Raw genomic sequence first — 14,755 nt, forward strand, 5'->3', positions numbered from 1 at the left:
TCGGACGCGCCGGGCGCAGGCCGGCGCGCTCACCCGGCGCCAGCAGCTCGGCCAGCGCCAGGCCCTGCAGGGCCGAGGGCTCGCGGCCGCACAGCTCGGCGAAGGCCGCATTGGCGGCCTGCAGGCGTTGCTGGCCGTCGAGCAGATAGGCCGGGAAGGGCGAGGACCAGAAGATGTGCACCAGCTCGCGGGCCCAGGTCGCGCCGATCTCGGTGCCTGGTGGATCGGCCGCCGGCGCGGCCGCCGCCGGGCGTTTCAGCGCCTTGAGCGGTGGACTGAGCGGCACCACGGCCTGCTGGACCCGGGCGTGCAGCAGCCAGCGGGCCGGATCTTCCTCCTCGGCCAGCAAGGCCAGCAGGCTCAGATGGGCGCGGCCGCCGCCGTTCAGGGCCAGGGCCGGGGTCGGCGGGGCGCGCCGGCCCTGCGCCTGGGCCGCGCTGGCCAGCCGCAGCCAGTCGTGCAGACGGCCACCCAGGCTGGCCTGCAGGCCGTGGCCGATCACGACATCGAGGTGTTGCTGGGCCGGCGTGTTGGCCTCCAGCACGCGCAGCTCGGCGTCCAGCACCAGCACCGGGTCGCTGAGCAGGCCCATCAGGCCGCGCAAGGCGGCCAGGTCCTGGGGCAGCAGCGAGAGCTGGGCGGGCGAGGTGGGCATGGCGCCCGCAGTGTAGCGAGGCCTGCCGCTCACTCCAGCTGGCGGGCCTTGGCCAGCGCGCGCAGCAGCGCGTGATTGATCTCCTCGGCGCCCAGCATCAGCTGCTCGGCGGCGTGGCGGTAGTCGAACACCGACTCGGACTCGATCGCCTGCACCAGATCCAGATAGGGCTTGTAGGGGCCGGTCTGCTCGACCAGGGCCTGGCGCACGCGCTCGGGCACCGGGATCGACTGCAGCAGGCGCGAGAAGGGCTGCTTGAGCATATGGTCCAGCAGCGAGAACAGGCCGCAGATGAACATCTCGTCGCGCGCCTCGGCGTCGCCCATGCCCTTGGACAGCTCCTCCAGCAGCAGGCCGCGACGCAGCGCGCCATACATCACCGGGCGCATGCTGTGGTCCTTGCTGGCCGTCGTCAGCAGCAGTGCCAGCCAGCGCTTCAGGCGGGCAAAGCCCAGCAGCATGATGGCGTGGCGGAACGAGGACACCTCGACCGGCAGGCCGAAGGCCGCCGAGTTCATATAGCGCAAGAGCTTGAAGGCCAGGCTGGGGTCGCGCTTGAGCGTGGCTTCCATCTTGTCGATGTCCTCGCCCTGGTCGACCTGGCTCATCAGCTGGACGATGACCTGCAGATCGGCCTGGATCTCGGTCTTGGCGTTGCCGGCCGGTGCGTCATAGGCGCCGTCCAGCGGCCAGCCCAGCACGCCGACGGCGCCGCTGGCGAAGCCGGCCTCGACATCCTCGGCGCCGCGCAGGCCCGAGATCAGCTTGGGCAGGGCGCCGACCGGGGCCGGATTGGCGCGCTGGTCCTCCAGATCGAGCGCGACGTACTTGAAGCAGGCCTGCAGCTCGGTGGCCAGCTCGTTGAGCGGCCGGCCCTTGAGCAGCAGGGTGTTGCCGTTTTTCTTCAGCGCCAGCAAGGCCTCGGCGTGGGCCGGGTCGGTGGCCATGAAGGCCGGCAGCTCCAGCATCAGGTTGGCGCTGGGCGGGCTGGCCAGCAGGCCTTGCAAGAGGCTTTCGCTGAGCACGTTCAGCACGGCCGGGCCGCCATCGGCGGGCCAGGCCTCGGCGACAGCGGCGAGCAGCTCGCCGGCATCGAGCCGGGCATCGGGGCGCAGCGGGAAGACGGTCAGCCGGGTCGCGGTGACCATGCGCTGCCGGTCGATCATGGGGGCGTAGCCGAGGGCCAGGCTGCCGAGAATGCTGTGGGAGTTGGTGGTCATCGAGGCTCAGAGATTGAGGTACTGGAACAGCGACATGCGCTGCACCGAGGCATAGGTCTTCAGGGCCGCATCGTAGCCGGCTTGCTGGTTCTGGAAATCGGAAATGCCCTGGATCATGTCCAGGTCCTCGGCGGCCGACTGCTCGGTCTGGTTGTAGAGCTTCAGCGAGCTCATGCGCGACTGGCTGCCGTCCAGATTGTTCAGGCGCTCACCGACTTCGGTGCGCATGTTCTGCATATTGCCGATCACCGAGTCGAGGTCGCGCAGCCGCATCGCGTTGGTCTGGGCGATCTGCGTATCGCCGCGCAGCGGCGTGCGCAGCTCGGCGATGGTGCCGTCCAGCACATCGAAGACGCCCAGGCCCACCGTGGACGGCTCGATGCTGAACATATCGCCGTCGGCAGCCTGGCCGGTCAGCGTCACGCTGATGCCGTCGAAGTCTATGGTCTTGCCCGAGGCGAAGGGGCCGGTGGCGACGGTCGTGCCATTGGTGATATCCAGCACCGAGTAGGTGGCCGTGGCGCCGGTGCCGCTGACCTGGACCTGGTAGCTCGAACCCGTCAGCAGGGCCGGGTTGCTGACGCGGCCGGCATCGATCCAGCTCTTGGCTGGCGGGTTGGTGGGGTCAATGGTGTTGGGCTGCACGGCGGTGACGAAGCTGCCATTGCCGCTGCGGGCCTGCTCCCAGGCCATACGCCCGTCGATGCTCATCGCGTACTGTTCCAGATTGCCGCTTTGCACCGAGCCGGGTGTGCCGATGTAAGTCACGCCGCCGGGCGCATCGATGAAGGGCGCGCCCTCGGCGCCCTGGCCGGCGAAGACAAAGCCGCCCGAGCCGTCGGGGCGGTTGGCGATCGATAGCAACTGGTCGCGCAGCCCGGTGATCTTCTTGGCCAGGCCTTCGCGCTCGGGATCGCTGTAGGTGGCATTGCCGGCGGCCACCATGGCCTCGCGGATCTGCTGCAGGATCTCGTTGGCATCGCCCAGCGCCGACTCGCCCAGCGACATATTGTTTCGGCTGGCCTCCAGCGCCCGCTGGTTGGCATCGACCCGCTCGATCGAGGCCAGCGCGCGCTCGGCGCGGGCCGCGCCGGTGGGGTCGTCGCTGGCGTACTCGATGCGCTTGCCCGAGGTCAGCTTCTGCTGGCTCTCCTGCATGCTTTGCTGGCGCCGCTGCAGCGTCGAGATGCTGCTGTCGAACATATTGGCGGTACTGACGCGCATGCTGGATTCTCCGAAAGGGACGGCTAGAGGGGGCGGGGCGCGTTTCAGCGCGCCGCGATCCTGAGCAACTCGTCAAAAATGGTCTGGCCGGCCTGCAGCACCTTGGCAGCGGCCTGGTAGCCCTGCTGGTATTGCATCAGCCGCGCGGCTTCCTCATCGAGGTTGACGCCGGCCTGGCTGCTGCGCACCGACTCGGCATTGCTGGCCACGCTGGTGGAGACCTCGGACAGATAGGCCGCGCCCTGCACGCGCGAGCCGATATCGGACATCGCGGTCGCGTAGGCGTCGGTCAGGGTGGCGCCGACGCCGTTCTGGCCGCGGCCGATGAAGGCTTCTTTCTGCAGGCCGAGGAAGGCCTGGGCATTGCCGTTGTTGGTGGCGACCGATTTGGTGGGGTCGATATTGACGGTATCGCCGGCCTTGGGCACACCGTTGAGCGCGAGTCGGAAGCCGAAGTCGCCGGCCGGCAGCGGGTAGTTGCCCATTGCCTCGCCCGGATACCAGGTGCCGTTGACGATGGTGCCGTCGTTCATCGTCATCACATAGTCGACGCCGGGCGGCTTGCTCGGGTCGGTGTTGTTGACACCCTGGAACACGATGGCCACCGGGTACTGGGCCGGCGCGAAACTGCTGTTGGCCACCGACAGCGAGGCGATGGTGGCGGTGCCGGTATTGGCGGTGCCGGTCACGGCGGTGATCGGCGAGGCGGCGGCGATGCCGCTGGGGGCATCAAGCTCGCGCTTCATCGTCACGGCGGCCTGGGCCACCGGCTCCAGCAGGAAGCTGTCGTTCGGGCCCATCGGCGCGCCGCCGGCGGTGATCGTGAAGCCGTACTGCTGCTCGATCTGGGTGTCGCTGAGGCTGACGCTGGTGCCGCCCGGCCGGGTCGTCATCACATACTGGCCGGGCGCGCCACTGGGGTCGGCCTTCAGCACATAGGACTCGGCGCGCAGCAGGGTCGCGTCCTTGATTGACAGGCTCAGGGTTGACGCGAAGCTGCCGTCCGGATTGCGCGCATTGGTGTTCGAGGGCAGCGCGCGCGGCTGGGCATAGGAGAAGATATTGGAGCCGGCCGTGCCGGACAGATCCAGGCCCAGCTTCTGCTGGCCGTTGACGCGCTCGGCCATCGCGACGGCCATCTGGCCGACCAGGTTGCGGGCGTCCTGCAAGTCCTTGTTCTGGTATTTCAGCAAGGCGCTCAGCGAGCCGCCGGTCAGGCTGCTCTCGTCCAGCACGCGGGCGCCGTTGGCTTCGTCGATGCTCAGCTGCACGCGCGAGCCGTCATAGGGATCTGGCGTCAGCGACAGGTCCTGGGCCTGCGAGCCCAGCACCAGGCGCTGGCCGCCACCGATGAAGACGCCGACCGTGCCGTCGCTGGAGGGCAGGGTGCTGACCTTGACATATTGGCTCAGCTCGGAGATCAGCTGGTCGCGCTTGTCGAGCAGGTCGTTGGAGGTGTGGCCCGAGCCGTTGGCACGGGCGATCTGGTCATTGGCCGCCGCGATCTGCTTGCTGAGCTGGTTGACGACATCGACATTGGCGCGCAGATCGCTGACCACGCCGGCCTGCAGATCGGCCAGCTGCTGGCCGGTGCTGGCGAAGCGCGAGGCCAACTCATTGGCCCGGCCCAGCACCACCTGGCGGGCCGACAGATCGGAGGGCCGGCTGGAAACGTCGACCATCGCATTGAGGAACTGGTTGGCCGCCTGGCCCAGACCGCGCTCGCCCGGAGGGAAGAGCTTCTCCAGCTGGATCAGCTGGGTGGCATGGGTGGCGTCCATGAAGGCCACCGACTTGCTGCCGGCCGCTTCCTTGCTGAGGAACTCGTTGTGGGCGCGCGTGACGGTCTGGACATTGACGCCCTTGCCGAAGTAGCCCGAGCCGGTGAACTGGCCCTCGGGGGTGGTCAGCGTGACGCTCTGGCGCGAGTAGCCGGGCGTGTTGGCATTGGCGATGTTCTGGCCAATGGTCTGCAGCGCGGCCTGGTTGGCGAACATGGCGCGCATGCCCAGCGATAACAGTGCGGAGGTTCCCATGGCTTGGCTCTCTTCTTACGCTGGTCTGCGCATCAGGCCAGCGCGCGCTGCACGCGCACAGTGGTGTTGATGACACGAGCCAGCTTGCTGGCGTAGTCGGGATCGGTGGCGTAGCCGGCCTTCTGCAGGCCGCGAGCGAAACCTTCGGCAGTGTCGGCCTTGGCCACCACATCCTTGTAGCGGGCGTTGGTGCCGATCAGGCGTGCATAGTCCTTGAACGAATCCTCGTAGCTGTCGTAGGCGCGGAACTTGGCCATCACCTTCTGCGGCTTGCCGTTGATGTACTCGGTAGTTTGCACCTCGGCGACCTTGCCGGTCCAGCCGGCGGTGGCCTTGATGCCGAAGACGTTGAAGGAGGGCGTGCCGTCCTTGCCGGTGATCTCGCGCTTGCCCCAGCCCGATTCGTGGGCGGCCTGGGCAATCATGAAGCTGGCCGGGATGCCGGTCTGCTGCTCGGCGGCCTTGGCGGCGTCGTCGTGCTTCTGGATGAAGCTCTGCACATGGGGGGCAATGTTCTTCTTGGCCAGCGCCGGCAGCGGCTGCAGCGGCTTGGCGGGCTCGGCGGCCACGCCCATCTGGCGCTGCAGCTGGCGCGTGATCGCGTCGGTCAGGCCGCCGGGCAGGCCGGTCATCTTGCCGGCGAACTGAGTGTCCAGCATCTCGGTGCCCAATTGGGTGGCCGAGTTCTCCAGCATGCCCGAGGACAGCGTGGAGGCGCGCATGCTCTTCATCACCTCTTGCATGAACAGCGATTCGAACTGCTTGGCGGTCTCGCGGATGCTGGCCTTGGGGTCGCGCGCGGCGGCCGCGCGCAGCGATTCGATGCTGCGGTTGTCGCTGACCGAGCCGGCGCTGCTGCGGGTGCTCAGGGGTAGAGGATTGAAGGACATCTCAGCGCCCGCCCGGCCGCCCGAAGGGCGCTGAACGCCCCCTCAGGGGGCAGAGAACGAAGTGAACGTGGGGGTACAACATTTAAATCACCTCCAGCTCGGCGGTGATCGCGCCGGCGCTCTTCATCGCTTGCAGAATCGCCAGCAGATCCTGGGGCGTGGCGCCCAGCGCGTTCAGCGCCTTCACCACCTCGGACAACTGGGCCCCGGCCGGCAGCTGAATCAGCGCGCCGGGGGCCTGGTTGATTGCGATATCGGTCTTCTGGGCCACCACGGTCTGGCCGCCCGACAGGGCGTTGGGCTGGCTGATCACCGGGGTCGAGCTGATCGTGACCGACAGATTGCCATGGGCCACCGCGCAGGCGGCCAGCGTGACGGCCTGGTTCATCACGACCGAACCGGTGCGGGCATTGATGACGACGCGGGCGGCCGGCACGGCCAGATCCAGCGGCAGGTTTTCCATATCGGCCAGGAAGCTGACGCGCTCGTCCGGGTTGCTCGGTGCGCGCACGCGCACGACCCGGCCGTCCAGGGCCTGGGCGGTGCCCGGGCCCTTGGCGCGGTTGATCGCGGCGGCCACCGCGCGGGCGGTGGTGTAGTCGATCGAATTCAGGTCGAGCTGGATGAAGTCGCCGGTCTGCAGCGCGGTCGGCACCGCACGCTCGACCAGGGCGCCGCCCGGGATGCGGCCGGCACTCAGATGATTGATCTGCACCTTGGAGCCGCCGGCCGAGGCGCCGGCGCCGCCGACCACCAGATTGCCCTGGGCGATCGCGTAGACCTGGCCATCGGCGCCGCGCAAGGGCGTCGCGATCAGCGTGCCGCCGCGCAGGCTCTTGGCATTGCCGATCGAGGAGACCGCGATGTCCAGCGGCTGGCCCGGCTGGGCAAAGGCCGGCAGCTGGGTGGTGACCATCACGGCGGCGATATTGCGGGGCTGCATGGTCACGCCCGGCGGCAGCATCACGCCGAACTGCTGCAGCATCGCGGCCAGGCTCTGGCCGGTGAAGGGGGCTTGGGTGGTCTGGTCGCCGGTGCCGTCCAGACCGACGACAAGCCCGTAGCCACTCAATGGATTGCTGCGCACGCCGGCCACGGCGGCCACTTCCTTGATGCGGGCCGCCTCGGCCGGGCCGCTCAGCAGCGCAGCCATCAGCAATGGCAGCAGCGCGAGCAGCGGCTTGAAGGGGTTCAGGAGGAGGGTTTGCATGGCGGTCGCATCAAAGACTTATGCGACCGATTCTGGGCAAACTTAAGTCGGTGAAAGGCTTAAAAAGAAGCGTGACAACCAGCCTATTCCGTGCGCTTGATCGGTCGCGCCCCGGCCGCGCTGCTCGATGCGCACATTTGCCACCGCCGCCGAGGACACGCTATTGCCCTGCTGGATGGCGCGCGGGTCGACCTGGCCGGAGAAACGCAGCACGTCGACGTTGTTGTTGACGCCGATCTGCTTCTCGCCGGTGATCATCAGGTGGCCGTTGGGCAGCACGCCGGTGACCACGGCCGTGATGCTGCCGCTGAATTCATTGGTGTTCTGGTTGCTGCCCTTGCCGGCCGAGGTGTTGGCCGAGCTGGCGCCGACCGAGGCGCGACCGAAGGAGCTCGGGCTGACGCCGGGCAGGGCGGTGACGCTGCCGGCCAGGCTGCCGCTCTTGTCCAACGCGCTGCTGGAGCTCTGGCTGGCGCTGATGCGCTCGACGATCTGTATCGTGACCGTGTCGCCGACCAGGCGGGCGCGGTGGTCCTCGAACAGCGGGCGGTAGCTGGCCGACTGGTAGATCGCGCCATTGGCCGCCGCAGCGGGCGGCAGCAGCGGCAGCTGCACCACCGGGGTGCTTTGCAGCTCGACGCGGGGTTGTTGCAGGTTGGCACAACCGCCCAGCAGCAGGGCGATGGCCAGCGAAGAGATCGGCGGGATCAATGGCGTGCGCATGATGGATCTCCCGGGCCTTAGATCTGGGTGAGCTTTTGCAGCATCTGATCCGAGGTCTGCACCGCCTTGGAGTTCAGCTCGTAGGCGCGCTGGGTCTGGATCATCTGCACCAGCTCCTCCACCACATTGACATTGGAGGTTTCAACAAAACCCTGTTGTAGCGCGCCCAGGCCGTTGGCATTCGGGGCGCCGGCATTGGGCGTGCCGGAGGAGGCGGTTTCGGCGAACAGGTTCTGGCCCTTGGGATCCAGGCCGGCCGGATTGACGAAATTGGCCACCTGGATCTGCCCCAGGGTTTGCGGCAGCGGATTGCCCGGCACCGTGACGCTGACGGTGCCGTCCTGGCCTATGGTCAGGGTCTGGGCGTTGTTGGGCACGGTGATGCCGGGCAGCACCGTGTAGCCGTTGTTGGTGACGATCTGGCCGTTGGCGTCGAGCTGGAAGCTGCCGTCGCGGGTGTAGTTGGTCGTGCCGTCGGGCATCTGGATCTGGAAGAAGCCATTGCCCTTGATCGCCAGGTCCAGGTTGTTGCTGGTCTGCTGCAGATTGCCCTGGCTGAAGTTGCGCGAGGTGGCCACCGGGCGCACGCCCAGGCCCACCTGCAGGCCGGTCGGCAGCACCGTCTGCTCGGTGGTGTTGGCGCCGGTCTGGCGCAGGTTCTGATAGATCAGATCCTCGAACACCGCATGCGAGCGCTTGAAGCCGTTGGTGGCGACGTTGGAGAGGTTGTGCGAGATGGTGTCCAGCTGCATTTGCTGGGCTTCCATCCCGGTCTTGGCAATCCAGAGTGAGCGGATCATGGCGCGCGTCCTTATTGAGTCGTGCCAAGCAGCTTGGCGGATTGCTGGCCCTGGGTCTGGGCGATCTGCAAGAGCTTCATCTGCTGCTCGAACTGGCGGGCCGCAGCGATCATGCTGACCATGGTCTCGACCGGGCTGACATTGCTGCCCTCCAGCGCGCCGTCCTGCAGCCGGGCATTCGGGTCGGCCGGCAGGTCGCCGTCGGCGGCGCGGAACAGGCCGTCGCTGCCGCGCGTCAGCGGCGCCTCGGGCGTGACCAGCTTGAGCCGGCCGATATTGATCGGGTTGCCGGTCGGCAGCTTGGCGGTGACGGTGCCGTCGCCGCCGATATGGACCTCGCTGTCCGGCGGCACCGTGATGGGCCCGCCGTCGCCGAGCACCTGCAGGCCGTTGCGCAGCACCAGCAGACCTTCGGCATTGACATCGATGGCACCGGCCCGGGTGTAGGCCTCGGTGCCGTCCAGGCCCTGCACGGCCAGCCAGGCATTGCCCTGCATCGCCACGTCCAGATTGCGGCCGGTCGTGTTGATGACGCCGGGCTGGTCGCTGTGGCCTATCGTGGTTTCCAGCGCATAGGCACGGGTGCTGGCACCGTCGCCGCGCACCGGCACGGCCCGGAAAGCCTGTAGCTCGGCGCGAAAGCCATTGGTCGAGACATTGGCCAGGTTGTTGGCCAGCACATCCTGGCGCTGCATCGACGCCTTCGCGCCGGCCATCGACAGGTAAATCATGCGGTCCATGGTCTGGCCTCAGTCGGGGGTTAGCGCAGGTTCACCAGGGTCTGCAGTACCTGATCCTGGGTCTTGATGGTCTGGGCATTGGCCTGGTAGGTGCGCTGCGCGGTCACCATATTCACCAGCTCGGCGGTCAGGTCCACATTCGACTCCTCCAGCGCGCCGGGCTGCAGCGCGCCCATATTGCCGTCGCCGGGCGTGCCCACCACCGGGTCGCCCGAGGTGTTGGTGCGGGCCCAGATATTGCCGCCCAGCGGCTGCAGGCCCTGCATATTGCGGAAGTTGGCCAACTCCAGCTGGCCGGCCGGCTTGGATTCGCCGTTCGAGTAGCGGGCCGTGACGACGCCGGTTTCCTCGACCACGATGCCGGTCAGCTGGCCCGGCGCATAACCGTCCTGGGTCAGATCGGTGACGGCGAAGCTGGAGCCGTTCTCGGTGGCGCCCAGCACATCGAAGCGGATCGCCGGACCGGCGGGGTCGAAGGGGATGGGCAGGGTCGGCGCGCCGGCCGAGTTGGTGCCGGCCGGGATGCGCAGGTCCAGCAGGGTGCCGGGCGGCGGGAACACCGGGCTGCCGCCGGTCGGCGGGAAGGTCAGCTGGGCGTACGGCAGCGGCGGCTCGTTCTTGTCCGGGGCGGTGATGTCGGAGCCGTCGGCGGCGACGCTGACCGGCTCGCCATTGGCCGTCACGTAGACGTTCCAGACCGTGTTGCCGCTGGCGTCGGGGTTGTGGGCGCGCTGGTAGTACAGCGTCACCGCGACCGGTTGGCCCTTCTGGTCATAGACGGTCAGCGAGGTGGCGTTGTTGTAGGTGGTCGGGTCCTTGAGCTTGATGCCCAGGCCGTCGACCTTGGAGTTCGGGTCGGCCGGGTCGGACAGGGTGTAGGGCGCGGTCGGCTTGGCGCGCGAGTCCAGGTTGAACTCCATCTTGATATTGGCCGTGGTCTGCGGCTCGATGCCCTTGGTGGGCAGCTGCAGCGGCTGGGCCAGGCCCGGCTGGATCACGCCGGTGCCGTCGGCCGGATAGCCGAGCAGCTTGAGCTTGTCGTTGTTGACGATGAAGCCTTCGCGGTCGACCTTGAACTGGCCGTTGCGGCTGTAGACCACCGGGCTCTTGCCGTCGCTGAGCTGGAAGAAGCCGCCGCCGTTGATCGCCAGGTCCATCGGGTTCTCGGTGATCGAGATATTGCCCTGGGTGAACTGCTGGGCCACAGCCGCCAACTGCACGCCGATGCCCACGTTATTGGCGCCGGCACCGTTGAGCGCGGTGGCATACATATCGGAGAACTCGGCGCGCGAGGACTTGGTGCCATAGGTGTTGGCATTGGCGATGTTGTTGCCGATGACATCGAGGTTCTTGCTCGAGGCATTCAGACCGGAGAGACCTTGTTGGAATCCCATGATGCTTGTCCTTGAAACTGTGCGGTATCGGTATCGGGAGGGGGCGGTCGTCAGTCGACCATCTTGATCAGGCTGTAGTCGACGATGCCCATGCCTTCGAGCTTGACCTGCAGCTTGGTGCCATTGGTGCTGACGGCGACCACCTTGTCGGTGGCGTAGGGCGTCGAGGCGACCTGGGCCGTGCCGCGGCTGGCGGTGATGCGGAAATTCAGGCTGTCGTAACCCACCGCCTTGTCGGCCGGCCAGCTGAATTTGTGCAGGCCGGCGCTCTGGGCGCCGAGCTCCACCGTGTCGACCACCAGGCCGGCCGGGCTCAGCACCTCGAGCTTGACCTTGTCGGCGGCGCCGGTCAGGTCGTAGGAGCCCTTGCCGGTGGCGACGCCGTCGGCGGATTTGTTGATCACCAGATTGTTGCTGGCCAGCGCCACATCGTGGCCGACCAGGGCCACCGATTGCAGCGCCTGCAGCTGGGTGAACTGCGAGCTCAGGCCCTGGATCGTGGTGTTCAGGCCCTGCACGCCGGTGACCGTCTGGATCTGCGCCATCTGGCTGGTCACCTGGGCATTGTCCATCGGGTTCATCGGGTCCTGGTTCTGCATCTGCGCGACCAGCAGCTTCAGGAAGCGGTCCTGGGTATCGGCCGCGTTCTTGGTGGCCGAGGCGGTGCCGCTGCCACCGTTGAGCTTGTTGAGCGTTGCGACGTCCATCAGGAGTCCTCCCGGCCCGGGCTCAGCCCTGGCCCAGTTGCAAGGTCTTGAGCAGCAGGCTCTTGGCCGTGCTCATCACCTCGATATTGTTTTGATAGGAACGCGAGGCCGAGATCATGTTGACCATCTCTTCCACCGTGTTGACATTGCTGTAGGTCACATAGCCCTCGGCGTCGGCCTTGGGGTGCTTGGGGTCGTGCACGCGCCGGCCCTCGGTCTGGTCTTCGCTGATCTGGGCCACCCGCACGCCGGCGGCGCCGAGGTTCTCGCCGGCACCCATCAGCGCGGTCTGGAACACCACCTGGCGCGCCTTGTAGGCCTGGCCGTCGGGGCCGGCCACGGTGTCGGCATTGGCCAGATTGCTGGCGACGATGTTGAGGCGCTGGCTTTGCGCGCTGACCGCGCTGCCCGAGACGCTGAAGATCTGGAACATCGACATGGGCTTCTCCTGCGGATCAGGCCGCGTTGTGCGACTTCATCGCGTCCATCGTGGTGCGCACGCTGCCATTGATGAAGCGCAGCGTGGCCTCGTACTTCACCGCGTTGTCGGCGAAGTTGGCGCGTTCGCGGTCCATGTCGACCGAGTTGCTGTCCAGATTGGTCTGGGCAGCGGTGGAGTAGAGCTTGTTGCTGTCGGCGCGGGCGCCGGCCAGCGGCGCCATATGACTCTTGCTGGTGGTCGCCATCGCGCCGGGCACCGCGCTGGAGCCGGTCGCTTCGCGCAGCGCCCGCGCAAAGTCCATGTCCCGGGCCTGGTAGCCCGGGGTGTCGGCATTGGCGATATTGCTGGCGAGCTGGCGCTGGCGCTCCGAGCGCAGGCTCAGGGCCTGGGTCTGGAAGTTCAGCGTGTCGGTCAGTCGGTTGATCATGATGGGGACCTCGGTGGCAGTCCGGGCAGTTGAGATGGATTGTGTTGGGCAGGTCGAAAAACATTAGCGGGAATAGAACGGGCTTTGCTGCGCATTTCGACCCTCAGGAGTCGGCGGCTCGGGCCTACAGTCGCTCCATGCTCCAACAAGCCTGCCTTCCCGCTGCCCTCGTGGCCAGCCGCACCCGCGCCCTTGGCGCCGGGCTTGCGCTGTGCCTGGCGGCGACGGGCGGGGCGGCGCAGACGCCGTCCAGCCTGAGCCCCGAGCTGCTGAGCCGGGTCCAGGCGCTGGCGCTGGCCGGTGCCCAGGCCGGCGCGCCGCCCGAGGCGCGCATCGAGGTGCAACTGGGCCAGCTCGACGCGCGGCTGCGGCTGGCGCCCTGTGCCCAGGTCCAGCCCTATCTGCCCAGCGGCATGAAGATGTGGGGACGCAGCCGCATCGGCCTGCGCTGCGTCGATGGCCAGGCGCGCTGGAATGTCAGCCTGCCGGTGCAGGTGCAGGTCTATGCCCGGGTGCTGGTGGCCACCACCGCCTTGCCGGCCGGCACCGTCTTGTCTCAAGCCCAGCTGCAAGCGGCCGACATTGATATAGCTGCCGAGTCCGGCCAGGTCTTCACCGACGCCAGCCTGCTCGACGGGCGCAGCCTGCAACGACCCCTGGTGGTCGGTGAGGCGGTGCGCAGCACGGATCTGAAACAGCGGCGCTGGTTTGCCGCCGGCGAGCGCGTGCAGGTGCTGGCCAGCGGTGCCGGCTATGCGATAGCCAGTGAAGGCCAGGCCATGGAGCCGGGCCTGGAAGGCCAGGATGTCAGGATCCGTTTCGAGAATGGCCGTACCGTGACCGGCCGCGCCGTCGGTGAGCGTCGTGTGGAGGTGCTGCTATGAGGCAGGCACAGGGGGGCGTTTGGCCCCGCAGTTTCGCGATAGTCCTAAAGTCCCGCCGGGAAGGGTCGATACACCGAAAAACCTGGACAGCTTCGGGCAATGCCCTGAGCTATGGAGAGCAGCATGAAAATCGGTAACAGCCCAGAAACGATGGCGCCAGTGACGGCCGGGACGGACAGGCCCGCCAGCGCTGACGCCGGCCGCGCCAAGACGGCCGAAGCCGCCGGCGGCAAGACGCCGGAGGCCAGCGCCAAGATCGCCTTGTCTAGCAATGCCAGCGCCTTGCTCGCCGGTGTGTCCGAGGAAGGCAGCTTCGACGCCGAGAAGGTCGGGCGGATTTCCCAGGCCATCACCGAAGGCAAGTTCGGCATCAATGCCGAGGCGGTGGCCGACAAACTGATTGCCAATGCCCAGGAAATGCTGAGCCGAGCGACGCCTCACTGAGCGGTGTCCGGCGCGAGCCGGTGCTGTTTGACTGTTTTTGCTGACCGAATATCAACGCCTTGCGGCGGGTACCGCTATGCACGCCTTGCCCACTTCTGAAATGACGAGCTTGCCAGACGCGGCCTTGGGCCAGGCGCTGGAGCAGCCGCTGCTGGCCGTCGAAGGCTGCCTGAATCTGCTGGGCGAGGCCTTGCTGCGGCGCGACAGCCAGGCGATCGAGCTGCATGCCAGCGCGCTGCACCAGGCCCTGGCCGAGGCGATCGCGATGTTCAGCGAAGCCGCCCGCAGCGGCCAGGTGCCGCCCAATCTGCGTCATCGTCTGGTACAGGCCGGCGGCCGGGTCGCCGCGCAGCGCGAGTCGCTGGCACGCGCCACCGCCGCACTGGACCGCGCGATCGATGTGCTGATGCCCGGCGAGGCCAGCGGCCTGTACTCGGCGCTGGGCAAGAACGAGCGCAAGTCGCTGGGCGGCGGGTCCTACCAGGCCTGATCCGAGCTCATCCTGTCTACCAAAGCCACCTCAAGAGGTGGCTTTCTTACGTACGCATTCCAGATAGGCATGGCCATCGGGCGGCAGGCCGCTGCGCTGCGAGGCCCAGATCATCTCGCCCAGGCAGTCCATCGCGGCATGCTGGGCCTCGTGCATCGATTGGCGCTTGGCCGCCAGCAGCGCGATGGCCTGACGGATGCCGGTGGGCTGGTCGATGGACTGCTGCTCGGTGATGGTCAGATGCATCGAGAGATGCAAAAAGGGGTTGGTGCGCCCCTCTTCCACCGTGTAGACGGTGTTGACGGCGGTTTCCTCGTCCGCCAGTTCGGCGTGGTACTCGGGGTGCTCGTCAATCCATTGCGCGGCAATGGCTTCCATCGGGATCAGCGGCGCACCTTCGCGCAGCTTGCGGTAGGTGGCGCAGAAAAAGCGGCGCACCTCGATTTGGGAGGGGGCAAACATCGCGCTA

Annotated in this window: 17 protein-coding genes; 3 read left to right on the top strand and 14 right to left on the bottom strand. The window is 67.4% G+C overall.

What is annotated here, in order from left to right; all coding sequences use genetic code 11:
* The 13 genes from PO768_RS15090 to flgB form a co-directional block, all read right to left on the bottom strand.
* On the bottom strand, positions 1-655 hold a 655-nt coding region (locus PO768_RS15090; RefSeq protein WP_272646710.1), incomplete at its 3' end, for a PAS domain-containing protein.
* A gap of 29 nt (positions 656-684) precedes the next feature.
* Positions 685-1,875 carry an EAL and HDOD domain-containing protein gene (locus tag PO768_RS15095; protein WP_272646711.1) on the bottom strand — a complete coding sequence of 397 codons (1,191 nt, stop codon included), beginning with the start codon at positions 1,873-1,875 and terminating at the stop codon, positions 685-687.
* 6 nt (positions 1,876-1,881) lie between these two features.
* Positions 1,882-3,099 (bottom strand): flagellar hook-associated protein FlgL, encoded by a 1,218-nt coding sequence (flgL, locus tag PO768_RS15100; protein ID WP_272646712.1) that lies wholly within the window; start codon positions 3,097-3,099, stop codon positions 1,882-1,884.
* 44 nt (positions 3,100-3,143) lie between these two features.
* Positions 3,144-5,135, bottom strand: a complete 1,992-nt coding sequence (gene flgK, locus PO768_RS15105) for a flagellar hook-associated protein FlgK (RefSeq protein WP_272646713.1) — start codon at positions 5,133-5,135, stop codon at positions 3,144-3,146.
* A 32-nt stretch (positions 5,136-5,167) separates the two neighbouring features.
* Positions 5,168-6,025, bottom strand: a complete 858-nt coding sequence (gene flgJ / locus PO768_RS15110) for a flagellar assembly peptidoglycan hydrolase FlgJ (RefSeq protein WP_272646714.1) — start codon at positions 6,023-6,025, stop codon at positions 5,168-5,170.
* Between the two features lie 82 nt (positions 6,026-6,107).
* Positions 6,108-7,235: a flagellar basal body P-ring protein FlgI gene (locus tag PO768_RS15115; RefSeq protein WP_440402454.1), complete on the bottom strand. Its 1,128-nt coding sequence runs from the start codon at positions 7,233-7,235 to the stop codon at positions 6,108-6,110.
* Between the two features lie 42 nt (positions 7,236-7,277).
* Positions 7,278-7,958 (bottom strand): flagellar basal body L-ring protein FlgH, encoded by a 681-nt coding sequence (locus PO768_RS15120; protein WP_137943260.1) that lies wholly within the window; start codon positions 7,956-7,958, stop codon positions 7,278-7,280.
* Positions 7,959-7,975: 17 nt separating this feature from the next.
* Positions 7,976-8,758: a flagellar basal-body rod protein FlgG gene (gene flgG / locus PO768_RS15125; RefSeq protein WP_137943259.1), complete on the bottom strand. Its 783-nt coding sequence runs from the start codon at positions 8,756-8,758 to the stop codon at positions 7,976-7,978.
* 11 nt (positions 8,759-8,769) lie between these two features.
* Positions 8,770-9,498 (bottom strand): flagellar basal-body rod protein FlgF, encoded by a 729-nt coding sequence (gene flgF, locus PO768_RS15130; RefSeq protein WP_272646715.1) that lies wholly within the window; start codon positions 9,496-9,498, stop codon positions 8,770-8,772.
* 20 nt (positions 9,499-9,518) lie between these two features.
* Complete coding sequence (gene flgE / locus PO768_RS15135; protein WP_272646716.1) at positions 9,519-10,892, bottom strand: flagellar hook protein FlgE; 1,374 nt, start codon at positions 10,890-10,892, stop codon at positions 9,519-9,521.
* Between the two features lie 50 nt (positions 10,893-10,942).
* Positions 10,943-11,599: a flagellar hook assembly protein FlgD gene (locus PO768_RS15140; protein WP_262973860.1), complete on the bottom strand. Its 657-nt coding sequence runs from the start codon at positions 11,597-11,599 to the stop codon at positions 10,943-10,945.
* Positions 11,600-11,621: 22 nt separating this feature from the next.
* The gene (gene flgC / locus PO768_RS15145) at positions 11,622-12,038 is read right to left on the bottom strand and encodes a flagellar basal body rod protein FlgC (protein ID WP_137943255.1); all 417 of its coding nucleotides are present in this window, start codon (positions 12,036-12,038) and stop codon (positions 11,622-11,624) included.
* A 16-nt stretch (positions 12,039-12,054) separates the two neighbouring features.
* Positions 12,055-12,468, bottom strand: a complete 414-nt coding sequence (gene flgB, locus PO768_RS15150) for a flagellar basal body rod protein FlgB (protein WP_137943254.1) — start codon at positions 12,466-12,468, stop codon at positions 12,055-12,057.
* A 170-nt stretch (positions 12,469-12,638) separates the two neighbouring features.
* Here flgB and flgA point away from each other — a divergent pair, with 170 nt between their 5' ends.
* The 3 genes from flgA (at position 12,639) to PO768_RS15165 (ending at position 14,286) form a co-directional block, all read left to right on the top strand.
* Positions 12,639-13,352, top strand: coding sequence for a flagellar basal body P-ring formation chaperone FlgA (gene flgA, locus PO768_RS15155; protein WP_272646717.1), 714 nt, complete (start codon positions 12,639-12,641; stop codon positions 13,350-13,352).
* Positions 13,353-13,463: 111 nt separating this feature from the next.
* Positions 13,464-13,796, top strand: coding sequence for a flagellar biosynthesis anti-sigma factor FlgM (flgM, locus tag PO768_RS15160; protein ID WP_272646718.1), 333 nt, complete (start codon positions 13,464-13,466; stop codon positions 13,794-13,796).
* Between the two features lie 100 nt (positions 13,797-13,896).
* Complete coding sequence (locus PO768_RS15165; RefSeq protein WP_137943252.1) at positions 13,897-14,286, top strand: hypothetical protein; 390 nt, start codon at positions 13,897-13,899, stop codon at positions 14,284-14,286.
* A 30-nt stretch (positions 14,287-14,316) separates the two neighbouring features.
* Here the strand turns inward: PO768_RS15165 and PO768_RS15170 are convergent, their stop codons facing one another.
* Positions 14,317-14,748: a DUF1841 family protein gene (locus PO768_RS15170; protein WP_137943251.1), complete on the bottom strand. Its 432-nt coding sequence runs from the start codon at positions 14,746-14,748 to the stop codon at positions 14,317-14,319.
* Positions 14,749-14,755 lie beyond the last annotated feature (7 nt).

It is taken from the genome of Paucibacter sp. XJ19-41 (genome assembly GCF_028462495.1).
Taxonomy (GTDB): Bacteria; Pseudomonadota; Gammaproteobacteria; order Burkholderiales; family Burkholderiaceae_C; genus Roseateles_E.

Excerpts from the sequence above, each read along its gene's own strand:
- PO768_RS15120 (WP_137943260.1), bottom strand. The coding sequence starts at position 7,958 with ATGCGCACGCCATTGATCCCGCCGATCTCTTCGCTGGCCATCGCCCTG.
- flgM (WP_272646718.1), top strand. The coding sequence starts at position 13,464 with ATGGAGAGCAGCATGAAAATCGGTAACAGCCCAGAAACGATGGCGCCA.
- PO768_RS15140 (WP_262973860.1), bottom strand. The coding sequence starts at position 11,599 with ATGGACGTCGCAACGCTCAACAAGCTCAACGGTGGCAGCGGCACCGCC.
- PO768_RS15115 (WP_440402454.1), bottom strand. The coding sequence starts at position 7,235 with ATGCAAACCCTCCTCCTGAACCCCTTCAAGCCGCTGCTCGCGCTGCTG.
- PO768_RS15095 (WP_272646711.1), bottom strand. The coding sequence starts at position 1,875 with ATGACCACCAACTCCCACAGCATTCTCGGCAGCCTGGCCCTCGGCTAC.
- flgC (WP_137943255.1), bottom strand. The coding sequence starts at position 12,038 with ATGTCGATGTTCCAGATCTTCAGCGTCTCGGGCAGCGCGGTCAGCGCG.
- PO768_RS15165 (WP_137943252.1), top strand. The coding sequence starts at position 13,897 with ATGACGAGCTTGCCAGACGCGGCCTTGGGCCAGGCGCTGGAGCAGCCG.
- flgG (WP_137943259.1), bottom strand. The coding sequence starts at position 8,758 with ATGATCCGCTCACTCTGGATTGCCAAGACCGGGATGGAAGCCCAGCAA.
- flgF (WP_272646715.1), bottom strand. The coding sequence starts at position 9,498 with ATGGACCGCATGATTTACCTGTCGATGGCCGGCGCGAAGGCGTCGATG.
- flgB (WP_137943254.1), bottom strand. The coding sequence starts at position 12,468 with ATGATCAACCGACTGACCGACACGCTGAACTTCCAGACCCAGGCCCTG.
- flgL (WP_272646712.1), bottom strand. The coding sequence starts at position 3,099 with ATGCGCGTCAGTACCGCCAATATGTTCGACAGCAGCATCTCGACGCTG.
- flgE (WP_272646716.1), bottom strand. The coding sequence starts at position 10,892 with ATGGGATTCCAACAAGGTCTCTCCGGTCTGAATGCCTCGAGCAAGAAC.
- flgK (WP_272646713.1), bottom strand. The coding sequence starts at position 5,135 with ATGGGAACCTCCGCACTGTTATCGCTGGGCATGCGCGCCATGTTCGCC.
- flgJ (WP_272646714.1), bottom strand. The coding sequence starts at position 6,025 with ATGTCCTTCAATCCTCTACCCCTGAGCACCCGCAGCAGCGCCGGCTCG.
- PO768_RS15170 (WP_137943251.1), bottom strand. The coding sequence starts at position 14,748 with ATGTTTGCCCCCTCCCAAATCGAGGTGCGCCGCTTTTTCTGCGCCACC.